Origin of the sequence: Confluentibacter sediminis (assembly GCF_003258355.1) — a bacterium.
In the GTDB taxonomy this organism is placed as follows: Bacteria; Bacteroidota; Bacteroidia; order Flavobacteriales; family Flavobacteriaceae; genus Confluentibacter; species Confluentibacter sediminis.
Genome location: NZ_QKPO01000021.1, coordinates 51,108 through 70,736, shown reverse-complemented (window position 1 = coordinate 70,736; position 19,629 = coordinate 51,108). Strand labels below are relative to the sequence as shown.

The following is a 19,629-nucleotide window of genomic DNA, read 5'->3' as shown; positions in this document are numbered from 1 at the left end:
AAAGAATTGTATAATTATATCAGGATTTATTTAATAACCTGTATAGTTATTTTAGGACGGGTCAAATCCATAACAAGTCCATATTCAATATGGACTTGTTATAGACTTGTTATGGACTTGTTATGGACTTACTCCCTAGAAAAGATTGATTTGACCCGTTCTGAAATAGCTTGAATGCCATGAAGTGTTTGTATGAAAAAAGTAAAATAATTTTGATTATTTGTAAGAAAAGGTTAATATTGATTGGTGTTGCAAAAAAGATTAAAAAGTGAGTTGAGTTTTGAGCTATTACTGAAAACGCAATAGAAGAAACAACAAGCCCTATTATCCCAACATATTTAATGAATAAAGGATATATTTATATACATATAAATAGTTGGCATACATTGGAACTTCAAGCATAAACAATGAACAAAAAGAAAAAATTACCCATTACGATTTTAAAATCTTTAGAATCATTTGTTAATCTGACAGGGGAAAAGTTCAAAACAATAGACCCAAAAGAAAACTTGCTTTTCGTTTTAGACATCGATAATACATCTGATTTCTATTTTAAGATTGAACAATACAAGAAGATGCAAAATGGGTCATTTCAGTTCTTAATGGATAGAAAACCAACAAATGAAAACGACAACGGAAATAATAGAGGCTGGATCGAAATAAAAAACCTAGAAACTCAATTTAAATTTTGGTTAAATCTACTTGACCAATACGAAACAACTGAATCGTTCTTTGACGACCCAATATTAAAATCAAATGCAGAAAGATTTTTTCAAAAATTTATGATAATAGATGAAAATGCAGACAAAGAAACTTTTGAATTGGAACAACAACTATTTCTAGAAGAATATCTTGACAACTCAAAAGAAAAATTAAAAAAGCTAAAGGAAAAAGAATCACCTGAAAAAATAATCGAAATTGAGATTTTAGAGAAAGAGACTGTTGAAATTAAAAATGCTCTCACAACTGAATCTAAAAAAAAGATAATGGTACGACTTTCAAAATTTTGGGGTAGAGCGCAAAAAACTGGATTACAAGTAATAAAAGAAATTTTTGTTAGTGTTACTACTGAATTAGCAAAAAGGTTAATGCTTGGTCCATAAAAATATAAAACGTTTGTAGTATATATAAAAATTGCTAGTTTTAGCTAAACCAAAGTTAGTTGCTTGCTCAGGTAACTTTCCAAGAGAATCCTTAGGAATAATTTAGAGAGAAATATGTGGAAATGGTTTAAAAAAAACAAATCTGAGAAAACCAATCAGGTTCAAACTGAACTTGAAGATGAGGAAGATGAAATAAAAGTTAGGAAACCTATTGAGGTTGCTGAAAGGGTTTTAGCTTTATTAGCTGTAATAGGTAAAGTTCATCAAGAAGATGGAGATGATTCAAAATTTGTTGATTGGTTTGATAAAAATTCAATCGAACAATATCTTTCTAACCAAGAATCAAATTTTATGAAAACCAAATCCCCTGACCAAAATTTAATAAGAGATTTTAGTTGGAGAGCAGAAGCTTTAACCTCATTGTTTTGGGGAATAAATCTAATTCCAAATATGCCTGTATTAAACCAAGAATTTGATGTTTACTCTATAAATGAGGTCTCGGAAATCATCAATCACCCTATTAAATTTAAAAATAATATTAAATTAAGACCAGACTCAGAGTTGATTGAAATGGAAAACGAATTGTATAACCAACATTGGAGAGTAAGGGACGCACAACTATTTAGGAAAGAAATGCCTTCTGAATTAAACCCAAGTGTAGTGTATGAAAGAAGATACGGATTAAGCTGGTTAATTGGATATGGAGATGATTGGGATGATGTACCAACAGATACTTAAAAACTTATACCAACAAACGTGTATAAAAAATTACTAGTTTTATCCTAAACCAATGTTAGTTGCTTGTTTGCTGGCTTCTTAATTTGCTTTGGACATAAACGTAGCGAACTGACGAAGTGAAATGCTTGCCGTAAACATAGAACTTTACATATAGATAAATGTTGCCCTTAGATAAATGACCCCAAGAAGTTTGAAAATATTTGAAAAGAAAAAAGGAATATATATTTCTCCCGAAAATATTATTGCCATTTCTTGGACTATTCTAATTTTTTTAATCTATTATTTAAAATATTCTTTTGAATTTTATTTTGATGGTTGGGAGACTGTTATATTAATTTTTTGGCTTATTTATATAGTTGGATTACTAATAAGCACATTTTTTAGATACCAAAGAGCAATTGGTAAATATAATGGGAAATTAATCTTCCAACAAGATCAAATACAATTGAATAATCAAGTTTATAATATTTCTGAAATTGCTAAATTGGATTTTATACACGCCTATGACATTCGAGGAATGTTTGTTAATTATCTTATCGAATTTGCACCACATCTATCAAATGGACTAGACAACGAATTAGTTTTAATTCTTAAAAACGGAGAAAAAATAAAATGCAACTTTTTACAAACAGAATCGGAAAGGCTTAAACATTTTAAAGAAGTGTTAACTCACTACCACAAAAAAGGAATCATTGATTGGTTACAGCTTTTGAATCTATTAGACATCCAGGATTATAATAAAATACAAGAATTTAAAAAAGAAATAACGTTGCACAAGCCGTATATAAAAAATGGCTAGTTTTAACTAAACCAAAGTTAGTTGCTTGTACAAGTAACTTCCCAAAATAAACGTTGGTAGTAATACTGAAAAACGAAACCAAGTAGAAATGATTGATAGATTTTTAAAAGCAAAACATTGGCAACTATTTACTTTAATGTTTGGGATTCCATTTTTATTTCAAATCATAATGATTGGGACCATGTTTTTGAATATTAATTCTGAAACAAATCCCGACCCAAGAGACATGTTTAATATGTTTAAATTTTTTCCCATAATAATGATGCTCTATATGGGTATTTTTTTTGGGTGGTTTTGGTCTATAGCCATTGGGTTACAAAAAAAAGCACCTAAAAACATAACAATGAAAACGAGAAAATTTAAAATATTTTTCTTTATTCCATTGGTTTACATCTTCTGTATTTCACTTTTTATTGGCGGTATGTTCGGTGGTATAATGCAAAGCGGGACAGAACCGAGCGGCGGATTTTTAGGCGGAATGGTTGGAATCATTTTACCACTTCATTTATTATCTATGTTTGGAATATTTTATTCTATGTATTTTGTTGCAAAGACATTTAAGACCGTAGAATTACAAAAACAAGTAAGCTTTGGAGATTTTGCAGGAGAGTTTTTTTTGTTATGGTTTTATTTTATTGGAATTTGGATATTACAACCAAAAATTAATAAAATGGCAGAAAATGAAAACACTGCGGCCAACCCTGATGAAATTAATGACTAGTACAGGTGTAGTTACGAAATCCTTTCAGGATTCTATTCTGTTTGAATTTAATGGATTAGGCACTTAAATACGCTACTAATCTTATACATCGACATTGGATGTTATTAGCTAGAATAGATAAAAGTTGCATATAGTTAAGTGTACGGATTATTTTTATATATTTGTACGTATAACATAAACATTATGGACACAAAGTTGACTTTAAAACTGAATCAAAGGATTATTGAAAAAGCAAAGGAATATGCTTCCAGTAAAAAAATGAGTTTATCTCGAATTGTTGAAGCCTATTTACAGTCCTTAACTACCGATAATGATACTTCAGATTTTGAGATTTCGCCATTTGTAAAAAGTATTGCAACTGGAACTGAAATACCAACCGATTTGGACTATAAAAAAGAATATTCTGATTTTTTAATTAAAAAATATAAATGAGTAAAAGGATTTTTATTGACACCAATATAATGTTGGACTTTTTAGGAGAACGAAAACCTTATTATGAACCGATTGCGAAAATTGCAACGTTAGCGGAAAAAGAAAAATTAACAATAGTTGTCTCCCCTATTTCATTCGCAACTGTAAACTATTTTATCGCAAAATTTGAAAATGAAAATATTGCAAGAGAAAAGTTACGCAAATTCAAAATTATTTGTGAAATATGCTCACTAGATGCACACACAATTGATAAAGGACTTAATTCTTCTATAAAAGATTTTGAAGACGCTTTGCAATATTTTAGTGCGACCGAATCGGATTGTGAAATTATAATAACTAGAAACGGAAAAGACTTTAAAGAATCGTTATTACCAGTAATGACTGCCGAGGAATTTTTAAAATCTTTGAACCAAAATAACTACAAGTAACACCGACAACCGTTGCACAAGCCTATTTAAGATGGTCCGTTTACAAATTCCCCTTTTTCATTTACGACCTGATTCCCCCATTTGGTAATAGACTCTAAAACAGGAATAAAGGACATACCAAAACCCGTTAAGCTATAAACAACTTTTATCGGTGGTTTTTTACCAAAAACCCTCCGTGAGACTAAACCATCTTTTTCTAATTGTTTTAATTGCAAACTCAAAGTCATTTCTGTCACAGTTGGCATTTCCCTACAGAGTTCACTGAATCTTTTTTTTCCATCAATTAAATGATAAAGAATGACAGCTTTCCACTTGCCTCCTACCAAATCCATTGTTAAACTTACAGAACACGGATAAACTTTATCTTTAAGTTTTACATAGTCTCCTTTGCATTCGTCTTTCATAATTTACTCATTTTGAACCTATCAAAATTGATAGTTATTGCAAATTTAATTTACTAAAATTAATTTTGCAACTATAATTATTATAGTATAAAATCAAACAACTATGGCACTTGTTATTTTAGGGCATCCGACTTTTGAAAAGTCATTTGCAAACAAAACAATCATCGAAGAACTTGAGAAAAGCGACTTGGATTTAGAAATAAGAGATATTCAAAAACTATATCCAAATTACAACATCGACATAAAGGCAGAGCAAGAAGCTTTATTGAGACATCAAACCATTGTTTTTCAATATCCTTTTTATTGGTATAATATGCCAGCAATATTAAAGCATTGGTTTGATCTAGTTCTTACTTATAAATTTGCTTATGGCACAAATGGAGACAAACTTAAGCATAAGAATTTTGTACCCAGTTTTACTGTTGGAGCACCTGAAAAAGAATATCGTACATTAAGAGAGCATCATTTCCGAGTGAATGAATTTTGTAAAAATATGGAGCAAACAGCTTATTACACGAAGATGAATTACATTGATCCTATCTATTTTTATGGAACTTCATTAGCAGCCGGTTATACAGAAAAAGAAGTAAAGAACAAAGCTAAAGAACATTCACAAAAACTGATTCAACTACTAATAGACCTGAAATAAAACGGCATACAACAAAGCCGTATATAAAAAATCGCTAGTTTTAACTAAACCAAAGTTAGTTGTTTGTACAGGCAACTATCTAAGATAAACGTTGGCATTCATACGAAACAAATTTTGATATATGAACAAAATGTATTTACTTTGTAATAACATTTTATTTATATATGGAAACATCAATAATCAAAATCGGGAATTCAAAAGGACTTCGCTTAAGCAAAACAATCTTGGAAAAATACAATATTAGGGACAAGGTGGAACTTATTCTTGAAAAAGAACAAATTATCCTTAAACCCATAGCTACGCCAAGAAAAAATTGGGAAAAGGAATTTAAGAAAATGAGCGAAAATGGAGATGACAAATTGCTTATAAACGATGTGTTTGAAGACGAAAATCTTGAGGAATGGAATTAAAGCAATACTCCATCGTTCTTGTAAACCTCGACCCGACAATCGGTAGCGAAATAAAAAAGACAAGACCTTGTACAATCATTTCTCCTATTGAAATGAATAAATATCTAAATACAATTGTGCTTGCGCCTATGACAACCAATCTTAAAAAATATCCGACAAGAATTCCTGTAAAGCATAACGGAAAAAAAGGAATGGTTGCGATTGACCAAATTCGGACTGTTGACAAAACACGAATAATCCAAGTTTTTGAAACTCTGAGTAAATCAGAAATAGAAAAATGCAAAGAAGTGATAAAAGAAACCTTTGTTGATTAAAAAACAAAGTCTAATACCAACACCTATAACCATTAGTTTTTAATGTATTTTTGAATCAAAGTGATACCATGTTCTGCTTGATATAAAGCATGAGCATTTTAAGTACGACGTTCCTCTAAAAGCCCCATAAGTTCCAAAGCAAAATTATCTGAAGTCTGTATGTAAGCAAAGGCTTCGTTTACGGTAGCTCCCAGTTTACGTTTCTCAAACGCTGCGGTCATTCCAAAATCCACCTGTTTAAAGTTCAAAGTCATGGCGCGTTTGATGGTTTGGTACAGCAGTTGTCGGTAAGTATGGTATTGGGTATTGACCGTATAATCCATACCCACAAAGGCTGGGACAAAAACCTCGTGGTGATTTTTATAACAACACATGACGCCGATGAACTTTTCTGGAGTTTCTGGCAAGCTAATGGTGATGAATTCCCAGTTAGGGTGTGTCGCCATATTCTGGAATACCTGCATAGGAAACGGAAAGGTATTCAATCCCAGATTATTTTGATGCACATGAGCATAGAGCTGTTGGATTTGCGCTATTTGGTCTTGGTTAGCTGTTTGAAGTACCTGGATGTGGAGAAGCGGTTCCCATGCTAAAATTTCCTTTCTGAGATGACGTTTGCTTTTGGACGACCAAGAAGCTATAAGGCTTTCCATATCCGTATGGGACTCCAGTGACAAGTTACAGGTCTCTGGCATGTGAACCCTTACAAACCCTTGCCCTTGAAAGTAGGGATGCCAATCGGTGGTTCTTGGAAAATCCCTGAGAACGACCATTTTGGCTTGAGTCTCGCGTTCCAGGGTTTCCACGGTTTGCATCAGCAATTGCATAGCCTGTTGTTTTAGGGGATGCACGGAGTCTACGTACAGGTGGGTTCCTTCGGTAAAAAGCGTGCCCATACTCAGCACGTTAGACGTCATATAATAGGGATTGTCTAAGCGTTGCCGTTCCAAAGTTTGAGAAGCCTTTTCATGGGCAAGCATATCATCCTTCCACAGTGCCAGAGTAAAGACCGTTGATAAGATGGGGTTTTGGTCCTGGTCATAAATCATCACATACCAAAATCTCCAGTTATGCTCCCTTAAGGCATGACCAGAGAAAGTTTCTTCCAAGAATTTAAGTCCTTCCCAGTCGCACACCCCATGTTTACCAACCTGTGCATCCCACAAGGATGTATCTATATTTAAGATGGTTGTTTCTAATTGTACCCGCAGCTTCTCAGGTGGTTTAGTGTATTCCATATGAGAAGGCACTTTTAATTTAAAGGCCTGGCACACCCGTTGCTGCGTGGTCTGAGTCTCTTCTAAAGATTTTGGGTAATGGTAAGCCATCGCAGCCACCAAATCCGTCATGTCCTGTTTTTGGTTATGTCTGGAGATCGTGATTCGAACCCCTGTATTTTTAACAGGAACAGCCGGAAACAGGCCTAGGTTCACATAAAAGCCTTCCTTCATGAGTCGATTCACAAAATTATAGCCTGTTTGAGGCATCCCCGTACCGATGAAGAACACGGGAGAATTATTGGTGTCAATAAGCGGTAAATCGGTCGCCTTTAGGAGGGTTTTGAAATGGTCTATACGTTCCCTTAGGTCGGCTTGGAGATTATAGATTTCAGGTGACAGGTGTATATCCGCCGAAGCAATAGCCGCTGCTACCGATGCGGGTTCCAGCTGGGCTGAAAATGTTAGGGGACCTCCAAAGGTTTTGATGGTCTGGTATTTCTTCTTATTGGCACATACCAAAACAGCTCCACTAGCCCCAAAGGTTTTGCTCAAGGTACCGAACAGTAAGATATTGTCCGTTAGTTCACCCAATTCATGGAGGGCATACCCCGTGCCATGTTTCCCGATCCAACTCATGCCATGGACATCATCGATGTAAAGGTGCAACTGAGGATATTTTGAACACAGAACTTGTAAATCCTGAAGAGGTGCGCTATCCCCATACATGGAATAGATGCCGTCCATCATGTACCAGATGGCCTCATTTTTTTGGGACAAAGTTTTTATTTTATCCTCAAGCATGTTTAGGTCATTATGCCGGATCATATCCACTGGGACGCTTCTATTTTTCAAAACTTTAGCAGCACTCTGGACGCTCCAATGCACCTGATGATCTAGAATGATGGCATCTTGGTCCCTAACAGCACTAGGAATGACTCCCAGGTGACCCAGCGTACTGTTTTTAGTAATGATAATGGGCGTTTTATACATTTGAGTGATCCGTTCTTCTAAAGTTCTATATAAGGGGTTTGATATGTAAGATTTAGATAAAGGAAATTGGGTTCCATACTTTTGAATGGCTTGAATGGCGGCAGATTTCAATCGGTGGTCTTGTTCCAATCCCAAATAGCCTGTCGTTCCGAAGTGGTAAAGGGCTTTATTATCGACACGAATGGTTCGTCCTGAAAATTCGGTATCTTCCGCATAGAGGTGTAAGACGCCTTCTTGGATGGCATCTGTAAAAACATCATGTACGGTATCCAAAAAGTTGTTATGTTTAATTTTAGCCATGGGTAACAGTTTTTAGTGTATCATTTTTATTGATGAATTCTCCATGTTTTACTTGATTCTTAAAATTCTTTATAAAAATTGAAACCGTTTACACCCAAACGTTGAAAAGTCCATAAATGACAATGGAAACTCCTGAATAGACAATAAATCCTACATAAAACACTAAATTATCCTAATTAGACAATCTTTTTCACACAAATTGTTGTTATTTTTATTATTTTACTTACTCAAACATTTACCGATCATGATTGCAGAACATGATATTTACGAGAATGACTATGCCCGTTTTTGGTTTACTGAAGGGATTTATTTTGTTGAATATAAGTCTGAAACCACCATCAACCTCAAGGTAGCTCAATGTATTGTTGCAGATCGCATGCAGTTCCAAGATGGGAAAGCCTATCCGATATTGTGCGATATTCGGGGCATAGCGGACTCCGATAAAGCAGGCCGGGATTACTTGGCACATACTGGTTCGGTTTTAATTACAGCGGCTGCTATGCTCATCCACGAGCAAGTGTCTCTCACTATTAGTGATTTTTATTTACAAATTAATAAGCCAACCATTCCTACGCAGGTTTTTACCTCTCAGCCTACTGCTTTGGCTTATTTAAAACCTTTTGCGTCCCCTTAATTTCACCCCTGACTATGGAACAGCCACACAATAAAGCGCGCCTAGTTGCCATTCATCAGATGCTGTTTGAGATGGCTAGAGGGAATTTCCATGGTCGCATTCCCTTGAGTTCCCATGATGATGATTTGGAAACCCTTGTGGTTTTAATCAATATGGTCGCCGAGGAGCTGAAAGCCTCCATTTTTCAAATTGGCTATGTCAATCCGCATCATACACCACCTATTATTAGCCACATGTCCCTGCTATTGGATGATTCCTTAAACATTACGAGTTACACATGGAATGTTTTATCTTTTTTGGGATATTCTGAGGCTAATTTGATGGGGCAACCCATTCAAAATTTCTTAACGGAGACCTCCTACGATGCCCTTCGTAGTGCTATAGATGCCTTTCGAGAAAAAGATGGGTTTCACTACCCTTTGGTACTCTCTTTCACTACGAAAGACCATTTGTTGGTTTCGGTTCCTTGTTCGATTGGTCTTTTGCTACAGCAGCATACGTTAATTTTAAATTTCACTAGCACCCTACGCCAGGATTCTTTTAAGGATGTTATACCCCCAACTTCCGAAGTCAACAAACATAAGACTTCCAATATCCGACGCTCTGATGCCATTTTAATACAGAAACTATATGATTACATCCTAGCCCATTTGGATGATCCCTTACCCTCTATCAGAAAATTAGCTTTGCATTTTGGTACCAATGAATTTAAAATTAAGGAAGGCTTCCGTTTTTTCTTTAAGACCAGCATTTATAAGTTTTATACGGAGGAGCGTTTGAAACGTGCCCATTTGATGATCCAAAAAACCACGATTCCCTTAAAAAATATTGCGAGCATGAACGGTTACAATGATTATCCTAATTTTTCCAAAGCCTTTAAAAAGCAGTATGGATATCCACCCAATAAATTGAATCGTCCCAAGGCAGATTGAACATAGTATTTTTAATAGGACTCCTTATTGGCTAAGCATCCTTCCCGATACCACAATTGTTTTTGTTTGATAATTCAGAATTTTAATCAAAGTAAAACATAAGCTACCATTATGAGACTATCCCTTCGTATTCAAAACAGCCTTATAGAGATCATTAAACTATTGTTTATCGTTCTTTTTGTGTATGCTGCTGTGAGTAAGTGGCTCGATTTTGAACATTTTAAAATGCAATTAAGTCGATCCCCTTATATTTCGATCTATGCACCATGGTTAGCTTGGTGTCTTCCCATCGTTGAACTCATCATTGCTGGGCTATTTCTTTTTTACAAATCTACTAAGCTTGCCTTTTATACCAGTTTGTTCCTCATGACCCTATTTACCACCTACCTATATGTGGTTTTACATTACAGCGAGGACATTCCGTGTATCGATCAAACTGGTTTCTAGTATCAATAAATATTGTGTTCAAATTTTCAGTATCACATACATAGAAATCCCTTTCAGACCAATAAAAATCCCTTTCGGATTATTTTTCCTTCGGACTTACGGTTTTTCAACATCTCTATTTTTAAAAAAAATAATAACTTAAAGTTTTCAAAAGTTACCAGTTATATGAAAGTTGAAAATAATTTTGCCTCTTTTTGGATAAAAAATGGCATTCTATTTTTTATTTATAATGAGGATGTGGAAATCACTTTGTTAGCGGCCAAACAGATTGTGTCGGATCGGTTACAATTACAAAAGGGACATACCTATCCCGTTTTATGCGATATTCGAGGCGTTAAGAGTATTGGCATGGATGCCCGACGGTATTTTGCCACCGAAGGGTCTGTATTTATAACAGCCATGGCCTTGCTGTCCGATACGCCCATATCCCATATATTCTCGGAATTATATGTAACAGCTAATACACCGCCTATCCCTACTGAAATATTTAATAACGAAACAGAAGCTCTAGACTATCTCTCAACATTTGTTTCCTAAGAGATAACGACAATCTTTTAAAAAACTACTATGTTGACTACTATTAATCCCTTTGTGACAAGATAAACATGGTTCCATGGTTTTATTTTAGGGATATTCTTAGTTATTAACTTAAAAAAACGATGGCATATGCATCTTATAGAAAACAAAACCAGACTTGAAAAAATACGTCGGCACCTGCTACAGTTAGCCAAAGGTAATTTTTCAACCCTCATAGAACGTTCGGAAAAAAATGATGAACTAGAGGCACTTATTGTATTGATCAATATGACCACGGAGGAAATTCGGGATTCGTTTTTACATCAGGGTTATGTGAATTTCCATGATTCCTATCTATTAACCATTCAAATACTGTTTGTTTTGGATGAGACATTCAAAATTGAAGTTGTGAATGACAATTGCATAAACTATTTAGGATTGGAAAAAGAAGATGTGTTAAACAAACCATTTCATGTCTTGCTTTCCAAGGAATCGCAAACCCAATGGAAAGCTTTGAAAAAGGGTATTGCAACCTCACCCCTAAAAGAACAATCCTTGCAATTATCATTTATAACATCTGAAAATCTGTTACGTCCCGCTTATTGTAAAGTTATCCATTTTACAAACGATCCACTTTTAAGAGGAAAAACCATTGTGACCACGCTTGACATGACAAAAACCCGAAAGTTTGATGAAGATGCCATGCAAAAGCGCGTACAAACCCAATGGTTATTATCTAAAGGCACCAAAGCCAATAAAACCTTTTTACAACTTTCCGATATTGATAATATCAGGGCTATTGGAGAATACATCAAGAGCCATCTGGAAGAAGAATTACCATCCTTAAAGGACATTGCGTTAATCTTTGGTACAAATGAATTTAAATTAAAAAAAGGGTTTAAAGAGCTTTATGGTATGACTGTGTTTCTGTTTTTAAAAGAGGAACGCCTGAGGAAAGCCCACGTTATGGTTGATCATTCCAACAAATCCTTTAAGGAGATTGCCAAAATGGTCGGCTTTAAGAGTGCCACCCATTTCTCTAGGGAATTCAATATTAGATATGGCTATCGACCAAAGAAGTTGCGATCTGCAAAATAAAACCCAACAACAAATCAAAGCTTCTCTCAAATAATCCCTACTGGACTAATGATAATCCCTTAGGGATCAATCTACCTCTTTAACTTTACGTTATTGAATATCAAATAAATACAAACAATATGAAATGGCTACAAAAACATTCAAATCTTATTACTGAAATCATCAGTATGCTGTTTATTCTATTATTTGCCTATACTGCTACAAACAAACTACTGAATATTAATATTTTCCACATGCGATTAGGAAGTTTCCCATTTATTTCATCATATGCTTTTTGGATTGCTTGGGGTGTTCCTATTCTAGAAGTAACAATCGTAGTGCTCTTTTTTTTCCAAAAATACTTATTAACAGCATTATATATGAGCTTTACATTAATGTCAATTTTCACCGCATACATAATTTTAGTTCTTGGGTTCACCAATTCAATTCCTTGTTCCTGTGGAGGTGTTATTTCCGCATTAGGATGGAAAGATCATATTATTTTCAATAGTGCATTTATTGTAATGGCCTTGATAGGAATTTTATTATTGAGAACGAACAAAGAATTATAGTACAAAAAAACTACGTAGAATCAGGGAAATGTCGAAAACCTGTAAACAGAGTAGGCAATAATTTTAAAAAAGTAAATATTATGAAAACAAAAAAAATTAAATCGATCTTACCAGTATTCGCTATTTTATTGGCCATTGGTTTTGCCTTTGGAACTGAAGCTGAAGCATTTCTTAACACAGGGTTTATTGAAGGACCTAATGGTCCAATAGAAGTCCAAGTTGACTGTGAATCAGAAATTCAGGATGCTTGTCTTTTTCTTGGACAACAAGTTTATGCCGATGAAGATTATGAAACCCCTTTGACAAAGTCACGTCCATAGGTGATCATAATTAATTTAATGAGGCTGTCAAAAATCATGACAGCCTCTTCTTTAACTAATTATGATAATTAAGATATTAATCATCCAAACCCAAATTTTGCCTAATTAAAGGTTCCAAACGAATTCCTCTTGCATTTTTATCAACAATGACACCTTCTTTGTTTAATAACCACACCGTTGGATATGATTTAATATTGTATAAAGAATGGTAACTTATAATTGCATCTTCGCCCTTATCCAAAACCTGTGGCCAAGTAGCCCCTTGCTTTTTAATAATTTCAAGAACTCTATCTTTTGAATTGTCCCCATTACCCGCCAATCCAATAACTTCAAAACCTTGGTTTCTGTATTTTTCATAAATAGCTTGGACATATGGCATTTCCTGTATACAAGGAAGGCACCTAATTGTCCAAAAATCAATCAACACTACTTTTCCACGTAGGTCTGCTAAATTTATTCTAGTGCCTTCTATAGACTTAACTATCATTTCCAAAGGTTTTGATTCATCAACGGTTCTTAAAGCATTTAAATTCGTTTTTGCCATTTTATGGATGGCTTTAAAACCTTTTTTATTTGATTTCGGGTGGTTGTCATTTGTAAGTTCTAAAAATTTTCCCCAGTAGAGTTCAGTCAAATGTGGGGATAGCTTCGAAACGAAAGAGATGAACCGTTCAACGTAGGTTGCCATAATTTCGATATCTGCATATTTTTCAATTAGATTGTTCATTCTTAATCGAAAGGACTCCCAATATTGTCGGTCAAATTGCTTCCAATACACTTCTTCCAAACCTTTATTTCGCTTATCTAAACTCTTATAAAGTTCATAAGCACACCGTAGATCTCGTCCAAGAATATCATTTTCGATTTTCAGTTTTTTTTCTATAGATGCATTTGATTGTAGAAACTTTTCAGCTAGTTCATAACCCCTATCCAGCCATTCATTTTTGGCTTCAATATCTATGGGTAATGATCTAAGTCTCTTATAGTATTCTGGTGTACCAAATGGTATCTCCTTGGAAAAAAACATCGATAAACTATCCGGAATTGTTCCAACAAGAAAACGAGGCTCAAAGTTTAAATTAAAGAAGAACTTTAGCACTTCATAATAGTGTTCATCGTTAGGGTAAGAATATAAAAAATCCTGAGCTAGATGTACCCGATTTTTAGTAACCCTTTCCTCAAACCTTCGTTTTTCTATATATGTCAGTTTATTATAACGTTCACATTCTTCTGGGTAATCACAAAAATATGCTTTTAAGGTGTCAATTTTTTTAAAGGCTTTTTCAGCTTGTATATTCAGAACGGGAATATACTTTTCGACAGTACTATTTGATTTCAATTCTTTATTACATGAAACAATTAACAAGAAAATTGGTGCTAACAGAGTTCTTAAGTTTAGTTTTAAATTCATTTTTATTATATTTTATATTTAATAAACGAACCGTCTAATACCCTAAATTCTGAGGTAATAAATTAGGATTAATTACTAATTCTGACTCAGGAATTGGAAGTAATACATCTGTTTCCTGCCAATTTGGTTTCATTAGGCTTAAAATCGGTCCTGCATTTCCACTTCTTTTTAAATCAAACCATCGTTGAGAATGTTCCGCAAAGAGTTCTACCCGACGTTCTTGAAAAATGGCCTTCAACAAATTATTCATTGAATTGGCCGTAGTATTTGATAGGCCTGCTCGATTTCGGATCATGTTTAAATCCTTCTGTGCTCCAGAAAGATCTTCAAGATGTACTCTTGCTTCCGCTCTTATCAAATACTGTTCGGCTAAGCGAAAAACAATGGAGTATTCCAAAGACTGGGATTCGGTTATATAGGCTTTGTATTTATAGGCATATTTTAAGGTTATGGTGCCGTCTATACTTGTTGCGCTATCAATCCAATTACTGAACCTCAAATCACCTGGCTCAAACGCATTTAACAAGGAGTCCGTTAAAGCAAATTGCTGACCAGGAACTACTTGAATAATAAATTGATTGGCTTCATGCGTATTTTTAGGACTATCTCCCGGCTTTAACTGCCAAATCGTTTCTGGTGATTCCTTTAAAAATACCTTACTTATATTGGATTCCAGATTATATTTTCCTATTAATTGGGTTGCCATTGATTCTGCCATTTCCCAATTTTCAACGTATAGATATATTCTTGAAAGTAGAGCCAAAGCAACATCTTGACTCGGTAACACTCTTTCTCCGGTTATATTTACATTTTCAAGTAAATCAACAGCAGTTGTAAGGTCTGAAATGATATATTTATACACTTCAGCAACCGATAAACGATTTACTGAATTATTTTCCAAATAATTGGTTGAAGTTATGTATGGAATATTGCCGTAAAGACTAGCCAATAAGCTATGTATATAGGCTCTAATAAATAGTGCTTGACCTTTATATCGTGCTTTGTTCTCAGCACTCAATTCATTTGAAATTTCCACTCCTGTAATAATATCATTAGCAGCATATATCAAATTATAAGCCCTGTTCCACCAACTCAGAAGTACAGCATTTGAAGCTGTCACATTATGATGAAACAATTCACTATTATTGGTATCAAAACCATAATAATCTAGTTCATCACTATAAATACCCATCAAGGTTGTCAATCCAGACCTCCCCGACAACATACTACCTTGTTCACGTATTTTATAAAAAATATTGGCTAGTGCAGACTCTACCGTTGCAGGGTCACTAAATACTGTTTCTGATATCAACAAATTCTTAGGGGGCTCTACTTCCACAAAATCGCTACATGAATTCAACCCAATGATTAAAGAGAATAAAGTTGATAATTTTACTGTATGACATCTATATATTAAATCATGGATTCTATATTTTTTAAAAAACATTGTTTTTTGTATCTGTTTCATGATGTAAGTTGTTATTAATTAAAAGACTATTTGAAGTCCAAGCGTAATGTTAGTTAAAGGTGGCAAAACTATACTTGAAGGTTGTTCTGGATCGGGACCTTCGTATTTAGTAAAAGTCAAAAGGTTTTGTCCTTGGAGGTATACATTTAAATCTAGGTTCTTATTAATAGTAGGAATCTTATAATTCAAAGAAATGTTACGCAGTCTAATAAAGGAGGCGTCTGATACTGCCGCATTACTTTCACTTTGATTAAGATCGCTTGACCCTACGCTAGGAGAAAGTCCGCCAGATGCTTTTTGGTAGGGATTTGTATCATCTTGTTGTTGCCATCGATCAAGTGAATCCACAGACCCATTTCCTCTTAACCCCGGAGTTGTTCTCCATCTTAAATTATTGAATGCTCTCTGTTTCTTAAACTGAAAGAAAAAATCAAGGGTGAGATTTTTATAACTAAATGTATTTCCTAGGCCACCATAAAAATTAGGGGTAAAATCTTCTATCCATTGTTTATCTTCCGGACTACGTATATTACCATCATTATTACAATCTTCAAATTGATAGACTCCCGTATCTGGATCGACTCCTAGTGCATTATATAACTTTATGATAGTTATAGGTTCACCAATAATCAATCTATTTGCAAAAGTAGATGTTTCTAAATCATCAAACTTTATTAGTTTATTTCTTGGGATTGTGATATTAAAGTTTGTTGTCCAATTAAAATTCTTAGTCTGTAAATTTACCGCTTGCAATTCAGTCTCAAATCCAGTATTTTCAACCGTGGCATCAAAATTTCCCGTCAATTCCAAAAATCCTGTAGTTGCTGCTAAAGGAATTCCTATTAGCTGGTTAGAAGATCTGCTCCTATACCAAGAGGTATTTAACAATAATCTATCCTTGAAAAACCCCAGCTCTAATGCTATTTCCAGTTTTTTGTTTGCTTCCCATCCAAATAAAGGATTAAAAATTCCTGTAGGTTCTAGAATTGTAGTGCCATCATAATCGAATCCTGTAACATTATATGTATCTAGGAATTTGTAATCCCCTATATTATCACTTCCTGTGGTTCCATAACTGGCACGTAATTTTCCAAAACTCAAAATGGAACTATCACTGAAGATGTTTTCTTCCGAGAAAAGCCATGCAAGTCCAGCTGCACCAAAATTCCCAAATTGTTTTCCTGGACCAAAGCGTGAAGATCCATCTCTACGTCCAGTTAGATTAAGAATATATTTGCTATCCCAGCTGAAGTTAATACGTCCAAAAAAGGCCTGATAACTATACTCGCTGTCTGCATCTTGTAGAACTTCTAAAATTTCTGCTGCCGACAAATTAAATATGAGGTTATTGTTGGGAAAACCTGTTCCTTTTTGAACAAATTGTTGGGTTGTTTCTCTTTGAAATGTTGCACCCATCAGAATAGTAATTTTGGTTTTGTTCCAATCTTTATTCCAATTCAATTGTGGCTCTGCTATCCAGGATCGGCGTTTGGAGTTATTAGTTGTAATTGAAGAATTTATTTCAGGAGTAAACCCTAAACTAGGCTTTCTAGCCGAACTAGGTAATGTTTTATAAGATTCCAGACCATAGGTATTATAACCTAAACTGGTTTTAAATTCCAGATTAGGCAACAGCATATAGGATATTCCTGTATTAGCAATTAGGGTGTTTATTTCTACATGATAATCCTCCTCTAAAGAGGCTATAGGATTGTCCCATGTATTGTTTTCCCAGTTAATATTGCCTTCATCATCATATAACTTTGGTGCATTGGGTTCTAAGGTATATGCTGTATAGGTAAAGTCCGTTCTGGGCAATTGGTTTTTCTCGTTAGAATAAATAATGGATAGATTAATTTTAAACCGACTATCATTAGATTGATGATTAATGTTACTATGCACTGTAGTCTTTTTATAATTGGCATCCCCAGGAAATACCGTTGTTTCTTTTTGGTGGTTAGCGCTCACTAAAAATTGGGTTTGGGCACTACCACCAGATACCGCGATTTGGGCATTATTACGGTAAACCGTACCTCCAATCAATTCCTTTTGCCAGTCTGTATAGCGTGTGTTATCCCAAGATTTAACATCTGGCCAGAAAAAATCGAATGCTGGAGTATCCAAAAATGATCCATACCCATCATTTATAATCCCTTCTCTACGTAACTCCAAGTATTGTTCGGTGTTCATGAGTTTCAAAAAGTTGGAGACCTGCCCAAGCGTGCTACTAATATTAGCTTTGAATTGGGTCTTTCCCACTAACCCTTTTTTAGTAGTAATAAGCACAACACCATTTGCCCCCCTAGATCCATAAATTGCCGTGGCATCAGCATCCTTTAACACTTCAATGCTTTTAATATCATTAGGATTAATAGCATTCAAAGGACTTATATTTCCAGCAAATATTTGACCTGATACATCATAAGAACCTAACGATTGAGAACTGAAAGGAACCCCATCAATAATATATAATGGTTCTGTGCTCCCATTTATAAAATTCTTTCCCCTAATCTGTATGTTGTAACCTCCACCCGGCACACCTGTAGTCTGAACAATATTCACTCCAGACATATAGCCTTGTATAGCTCCCAAAGGATTATTCACAGGCTGTTTTCCTATATCTACCGCTTTTATGGTACTGATATTCCCAGTACGCTCCCTATCACTTACAATATAATAGCCCGCATTGATTTCCACAGCATCCAAGGATGTAATATCGGTTTCCAATTGCACATTTAATTCAGTACGACTTTGGATAGATACCTCTTGGGTTTTAAAACCCATAAAGGAAAACACCAGGACATCATTCTTATCAACCAAGAGTTTATAATACCCATTAAAATCCGACACGGTCCCTTTTTGTGTCCCTTTTACACTGATGGCCACACCAGCCAAAGGCAAACTTTGGGCATCGGTGATGATCCCATGGACTTCAGACTGTTGTACTGAAGGGACAACCATACTTTTTGTATTTAAATGGACTGAGGTTAAGACATGTGCATGATTTGGGGAACAGATGCAATAAAAAACAAGGAATAGGCCACTCCTATAGATAGTCTTATAATTATTTTTCATAAATTTGAATTAGAGTTAAACACGATGTTGTTTGATCGACAGCCTCCTACTAGCCCGTCAAAGTTTGTTGGAGGTTTTTTGTTGTGTGTGGTTTTATCCCATAGGCCTTTAAGTATTAATAATGAGCGATTTAAGGAAAGCCATCCGCCGTTGTTTGTTGCAGCCAAACGCAGACGGTGTCTTTCCAACTAATTCAAAGGGTCATTTCATGACATGCCAAACAAATGGCATGTATGCATAGAAAACCTTTGGAATTCGGATTTAAAAAAGAGTATCGTGAATTATGGGAGAAAAAAGAATAGCGTTGCCCGAAAAGGTATGACGTCCATCCCATAACAAGCAAGTATTTATATGGGGTTTTTAGGCTTTTTACTAAACAGAATATCAAAAAGGGTATGTTCCCACATCCTAAGATGTTGAAAAAAAACATTTTGTTTAAAAACACAAACCCTGTGTTGCATCTGTTTTGATTTAAAAGTGACCCTTTGCCATTCTAAAACAATTAAAAACAACGCTATGAATATGCCAAGTAAAACCCTAATTGTAAAACACAAAAAAGGCGTGAAACTCAACTTATCAACTTGGGGTACTGGTTCACCACGCAACGATAAGAGAGCTCACGCCCCGGGTCGTGAGCAAATTTACTTATCCTCTCGTTGCAAAAATTAC

21 protein-coding genes are annotated in these 19,629 nt (G+C 34.8%); 16 read left to right on the top strand and 5 right to left on the bottom strand.

Annotation, left to right across the window (positions count from 1 at the left end):
• Positions 1-407: 407 nt before the first annotated feature.
• From DKT72_RS16545 to DKT72_RS16520, 6 genes are all read left to right on the top strand, one after another.
• Positions 408-1,103 carry a hypothetical protein gene (locus DKT72_RS16545; protein WP_111309857.1) on the top strand — a complete coding sequence of 232 codons (696 nt, stop codon included), beginning with the start codon at positions 408-410 and terminating at the stop codon, positions 1,101-1,103.
• Between the two features lie 114 nt (positions 1,104-1,217).
• Positions 1,218-1,841, top strand: a complete 624-nt coding sequence (locus DKT72_RS16540) for a DUF4272 domain-containing protein (protein WP_111309856.1) — start codon at positions 1,218-1,220, stop codon at positions 1,839-1,841.
• 190 nt (positions 1,842-2,031) lie between these two features.
• The gene (locus DKT72_RS16535; RefSeq protein ID WP_162623347.1) at positions 2,032-2,640 is read left to right on the top strand and encodes a hypothetical protein; all 609 of its coding nucleotides are present in this window, start codon (positions 2,032-2,034) and stop codon (positions 2,638-2,640) included.
• Positions 2,641-2,728: 88 nt separating this feature from the next.
• Positions 2,729-3,361, top strand: coding sequence for a hypothetical protein (locus DKT72_RS16530; protein ID WP_111309854.1), 633 nt, complete (start codon positions 2,729-2,731; stop codon positions 3,359-3,361).
• 183 nt (positions 3,362-3,544) lie between these two features.
• Positions 3,545-3,793, top strand: a complete 249-nt coding sequence (locus tag DKT72_RS16525; protein ID WP_111309853.1) for a DUF6364 family protein — start codon at positions 3,545-3,547, stop codon at positions 3,791-3,793.
• On the top strand, positions 3,790-4,221 hold the full coding sequence (locus tag DKT72_RS16520) for a type II toxin-antitoxin system VapC family toxin (RefSeq protein WP_111309852.1): 432 nt from the start codon (positions 3,790-3,792) through the stop codon (positions 4,219-4,221). The genes DKT72_RS16525 and DKT72_RS16520 overlap by 4 nt, the downstream gene beginning before the upstream one ends.
• A gap of 26 nt (positions 4,222-4,247) precedes the next feature.
• On the opposite strand, the gene DKT72_RS16515 is transcribed toward DKT72_RS16520, so the two are convergent.
• Positions 4,248-4,625, bottom strand: coding sequence for a winged helix-turn-helix transcriptional regulator (locus DKT72_RS16515; protein ID WP_111309851.1), 378 nt, complete (start codon positions 4,623-4,625; stop codon positions 4,248-4,250).
• A 103-nt stretch (positions 4,626-4,728) separates the two neighbouring features.
• On the opposite strand from DKT72_RS16515, the gene DKT72_RS16510 reads away from it, so the two are divergent.
• The 3 genes from DKT72_RS16510 to DKT72_RS16500 all read left to right on the top strand — a co-directional run bounded on the left by DKT72_RS16510 (position 4,729) and on the right by DKT72_RS16500 (position 5,998).
• Positions 4,729-5,274, top strand: coding sequence for an NAD(P)H-dependent oxidoreductase (locus DKT72_RS16510; RefSeq protein WP_111309850.1), 546 nt, complete (start codon positions 4,729-4,731; stop codon positions 5,272-5,274).
• A gap of 164 nt (positions 5,275-5,438) precedes the next feature.
• Positions 5,439-5,684: an AbrB/MazE/SpoVT family DNA-binding domain-containing protein gene (locus DKT72_RS16505; protein ID WP_111309849.1), complete on the top strand. Its 246-nt coding sequence runs from the start codon at positions 5,439-5,441 to the stop codon at positions 5,682-5,684.
• A complete protein-coding gene (locus tag DKT72_RS16500) occupies positions 5,675-5,998 on the top strand; it encodes a type II toxin-antitoxin system PemK/MazF family toxin (protein WP_111309848.1) in 324 nt (107 codons plus the stop codon). Before DKT72_RS16505 ends, DKT72_RS16500 begins: the two co-directional genes overlap by 10 nt.
• Positions 5,999-6,096: 98 nt before the next feature.
• Here the strand turns inward: DKT72_RS16500 and DKT72_RS16495 are convergent, their stop codons facing one another.
• Positions 6,097-8,508: an aminotransferase class I/II-fold pyridoxal phosphate-dependent enzyme gene (locus DKT72_RS16495; RefSeq protein ID WP_111309847.1), complete on the bottom strand. Its 2,412-nt coding sequence runs from the start codon at positions 8,506-8,508 to the stop codon at positions 6,097-6,099.
• A gap of 244 nt (positions 8,509-8,752) precedes the next feature.
• Here DKT72_RS16495 and DKT72_RS16490 point away from each other — a divergent pair, with 244 nt between their 5' ends.
• From DKT72_RS16490 to DKT72_RS16460, 7 genes are all read left to right on the top strand, one after another.
• Positions 8,753-9,142, top strand: coding sequence for a DUF7793 family protein (locus tag DKT72_RS16490; protein ID WP_111309846.1), 390 nt, complete (start codon positions 8,753-8,755; stop codon positions 9,140-9,142).
• Between the two features lie 14 nt (positions 9,143-9,156).
• Complete coding sequence (locus tag DKT72_RS16485; protein ID WP_111309845.1) at positions 9,157-10,074, top strand: helix-turn-helix domain-containing protein; 918 nt, start codon at positions 9,157-9,159, stop codon at positions 10,072-10,074.
• 111 nt (positions 10,075-10,185) lie between these two features.
• Positions 10,186-10,521 carry a MauE/DoxX family redox-associated membrane protein gene (locus DKT72_RS16480; protein ID WP_111309844.1) on the top strand — a complete coding sequence of 112 codons (336 nt, stop codon included), beginning with the start codon at positions 10,186-10,188 and terminating at the stop codon, positions 10,519-10,521.
• Between the two features lie 165 nt (positions 10,522-10,686).
• Entirely contained in the window at positions 10,687-11,058 is a 372-nt protein-coding gene (locus tag DKT72_RS16475) for a DUF7793 family protein (protein ID WP_111309843.1), read from the top strand.
• A 129-nt stretch (positions 11,059-11,187) separates the two neighbouring features.
• Positions 11,188-12,135 carry a helix-turn-helix domain-containing protein gene (locus DKT72_RS16470; protein WP_111309842.1) on the top strand — a complete coding sequence of 316 codons (948 nt, stop codon included), beginning with the start codon at positions 11,188-11,190 and terminating at the stop codon, positions 12,133-12,135.
• Positions 12,136-12,254: 119 nt separating this feature from the next.
• Complete coding sequence (locus DKT72_RS16465; RefSeq protein ID WP_235841751.1) at positions 12,255-12,686, top strand: MauE/DoxX family redox-associated membrane protein; 432 nt, start codon at positions 12,255-12,257, stop codon at positions 12,684-12,686.
• An 80-nt stretch (positions 12,687-12,766) separates the two neighbouring features.
• Positions 12,767-13,006: a DUF6520 family protein gene (locus DKT72_RS16460; RefSeq protein WP_111309840.1), complete on the top strand. Its 240-nt coding sequence runs from the start codon at positions 12,767-12,769 to the stop codon at positions 13,004-13,006.
• Positions 13,007-13,082: 76 nt separating this feature from the next.
• Here the strand turns inward: DKT72_RS16460 and DKT72_RS16455 are convergent, their stop codons facing one another.
• The 3 genes from DKT72_RS16455 to DKT72_RS16445 are packed head-to-tail and all read right to left on the bottom strand — an operon-like array spanning position 13,083 to position 18,846.
• Positions 13,083-14,417 carry a TlpA family protein disulfide reductase gene (locus DKT72_RS16455; RefSeq protein ID WP_111309839.1) on the bottom strand — a complete coding sequence of 445 codons (1,335 nt, stop codon included), beginning with the start codon at positions 14,415-14,417 and terminating at the stop codon, positions 13,083-13,085.
• Between the two features lie 34 nt (positions 14,418-14,451).
• Positions 14,452-15,885 (bottom strand): RagB/SusD family nutrient uptake outer membrane protein, encoded by a 1,434-nt coding sequence (locus tag DKT72_RS16450; protein WP_111309838.1) that lies wholly within the window; start codon positions 15,883-15,885, stop codon positions 14,452-14,454.
• A gap of 18 nt (positions 15,886-15,903) precedes the next feature.
• Positions 15,904-18,846, bottom strand: coding sequence for a SusC/RagA family TonB-linked outer membrane protein (locus tag DKT72_RS16445; protein ID WP_111309837.1), 2,943 nt, complete (start codon positions 18,844-18,846; stop codon positions 15,904-15,906).
• Positions 18,847-19,629 lie beyond the last annotated feature (783 nt).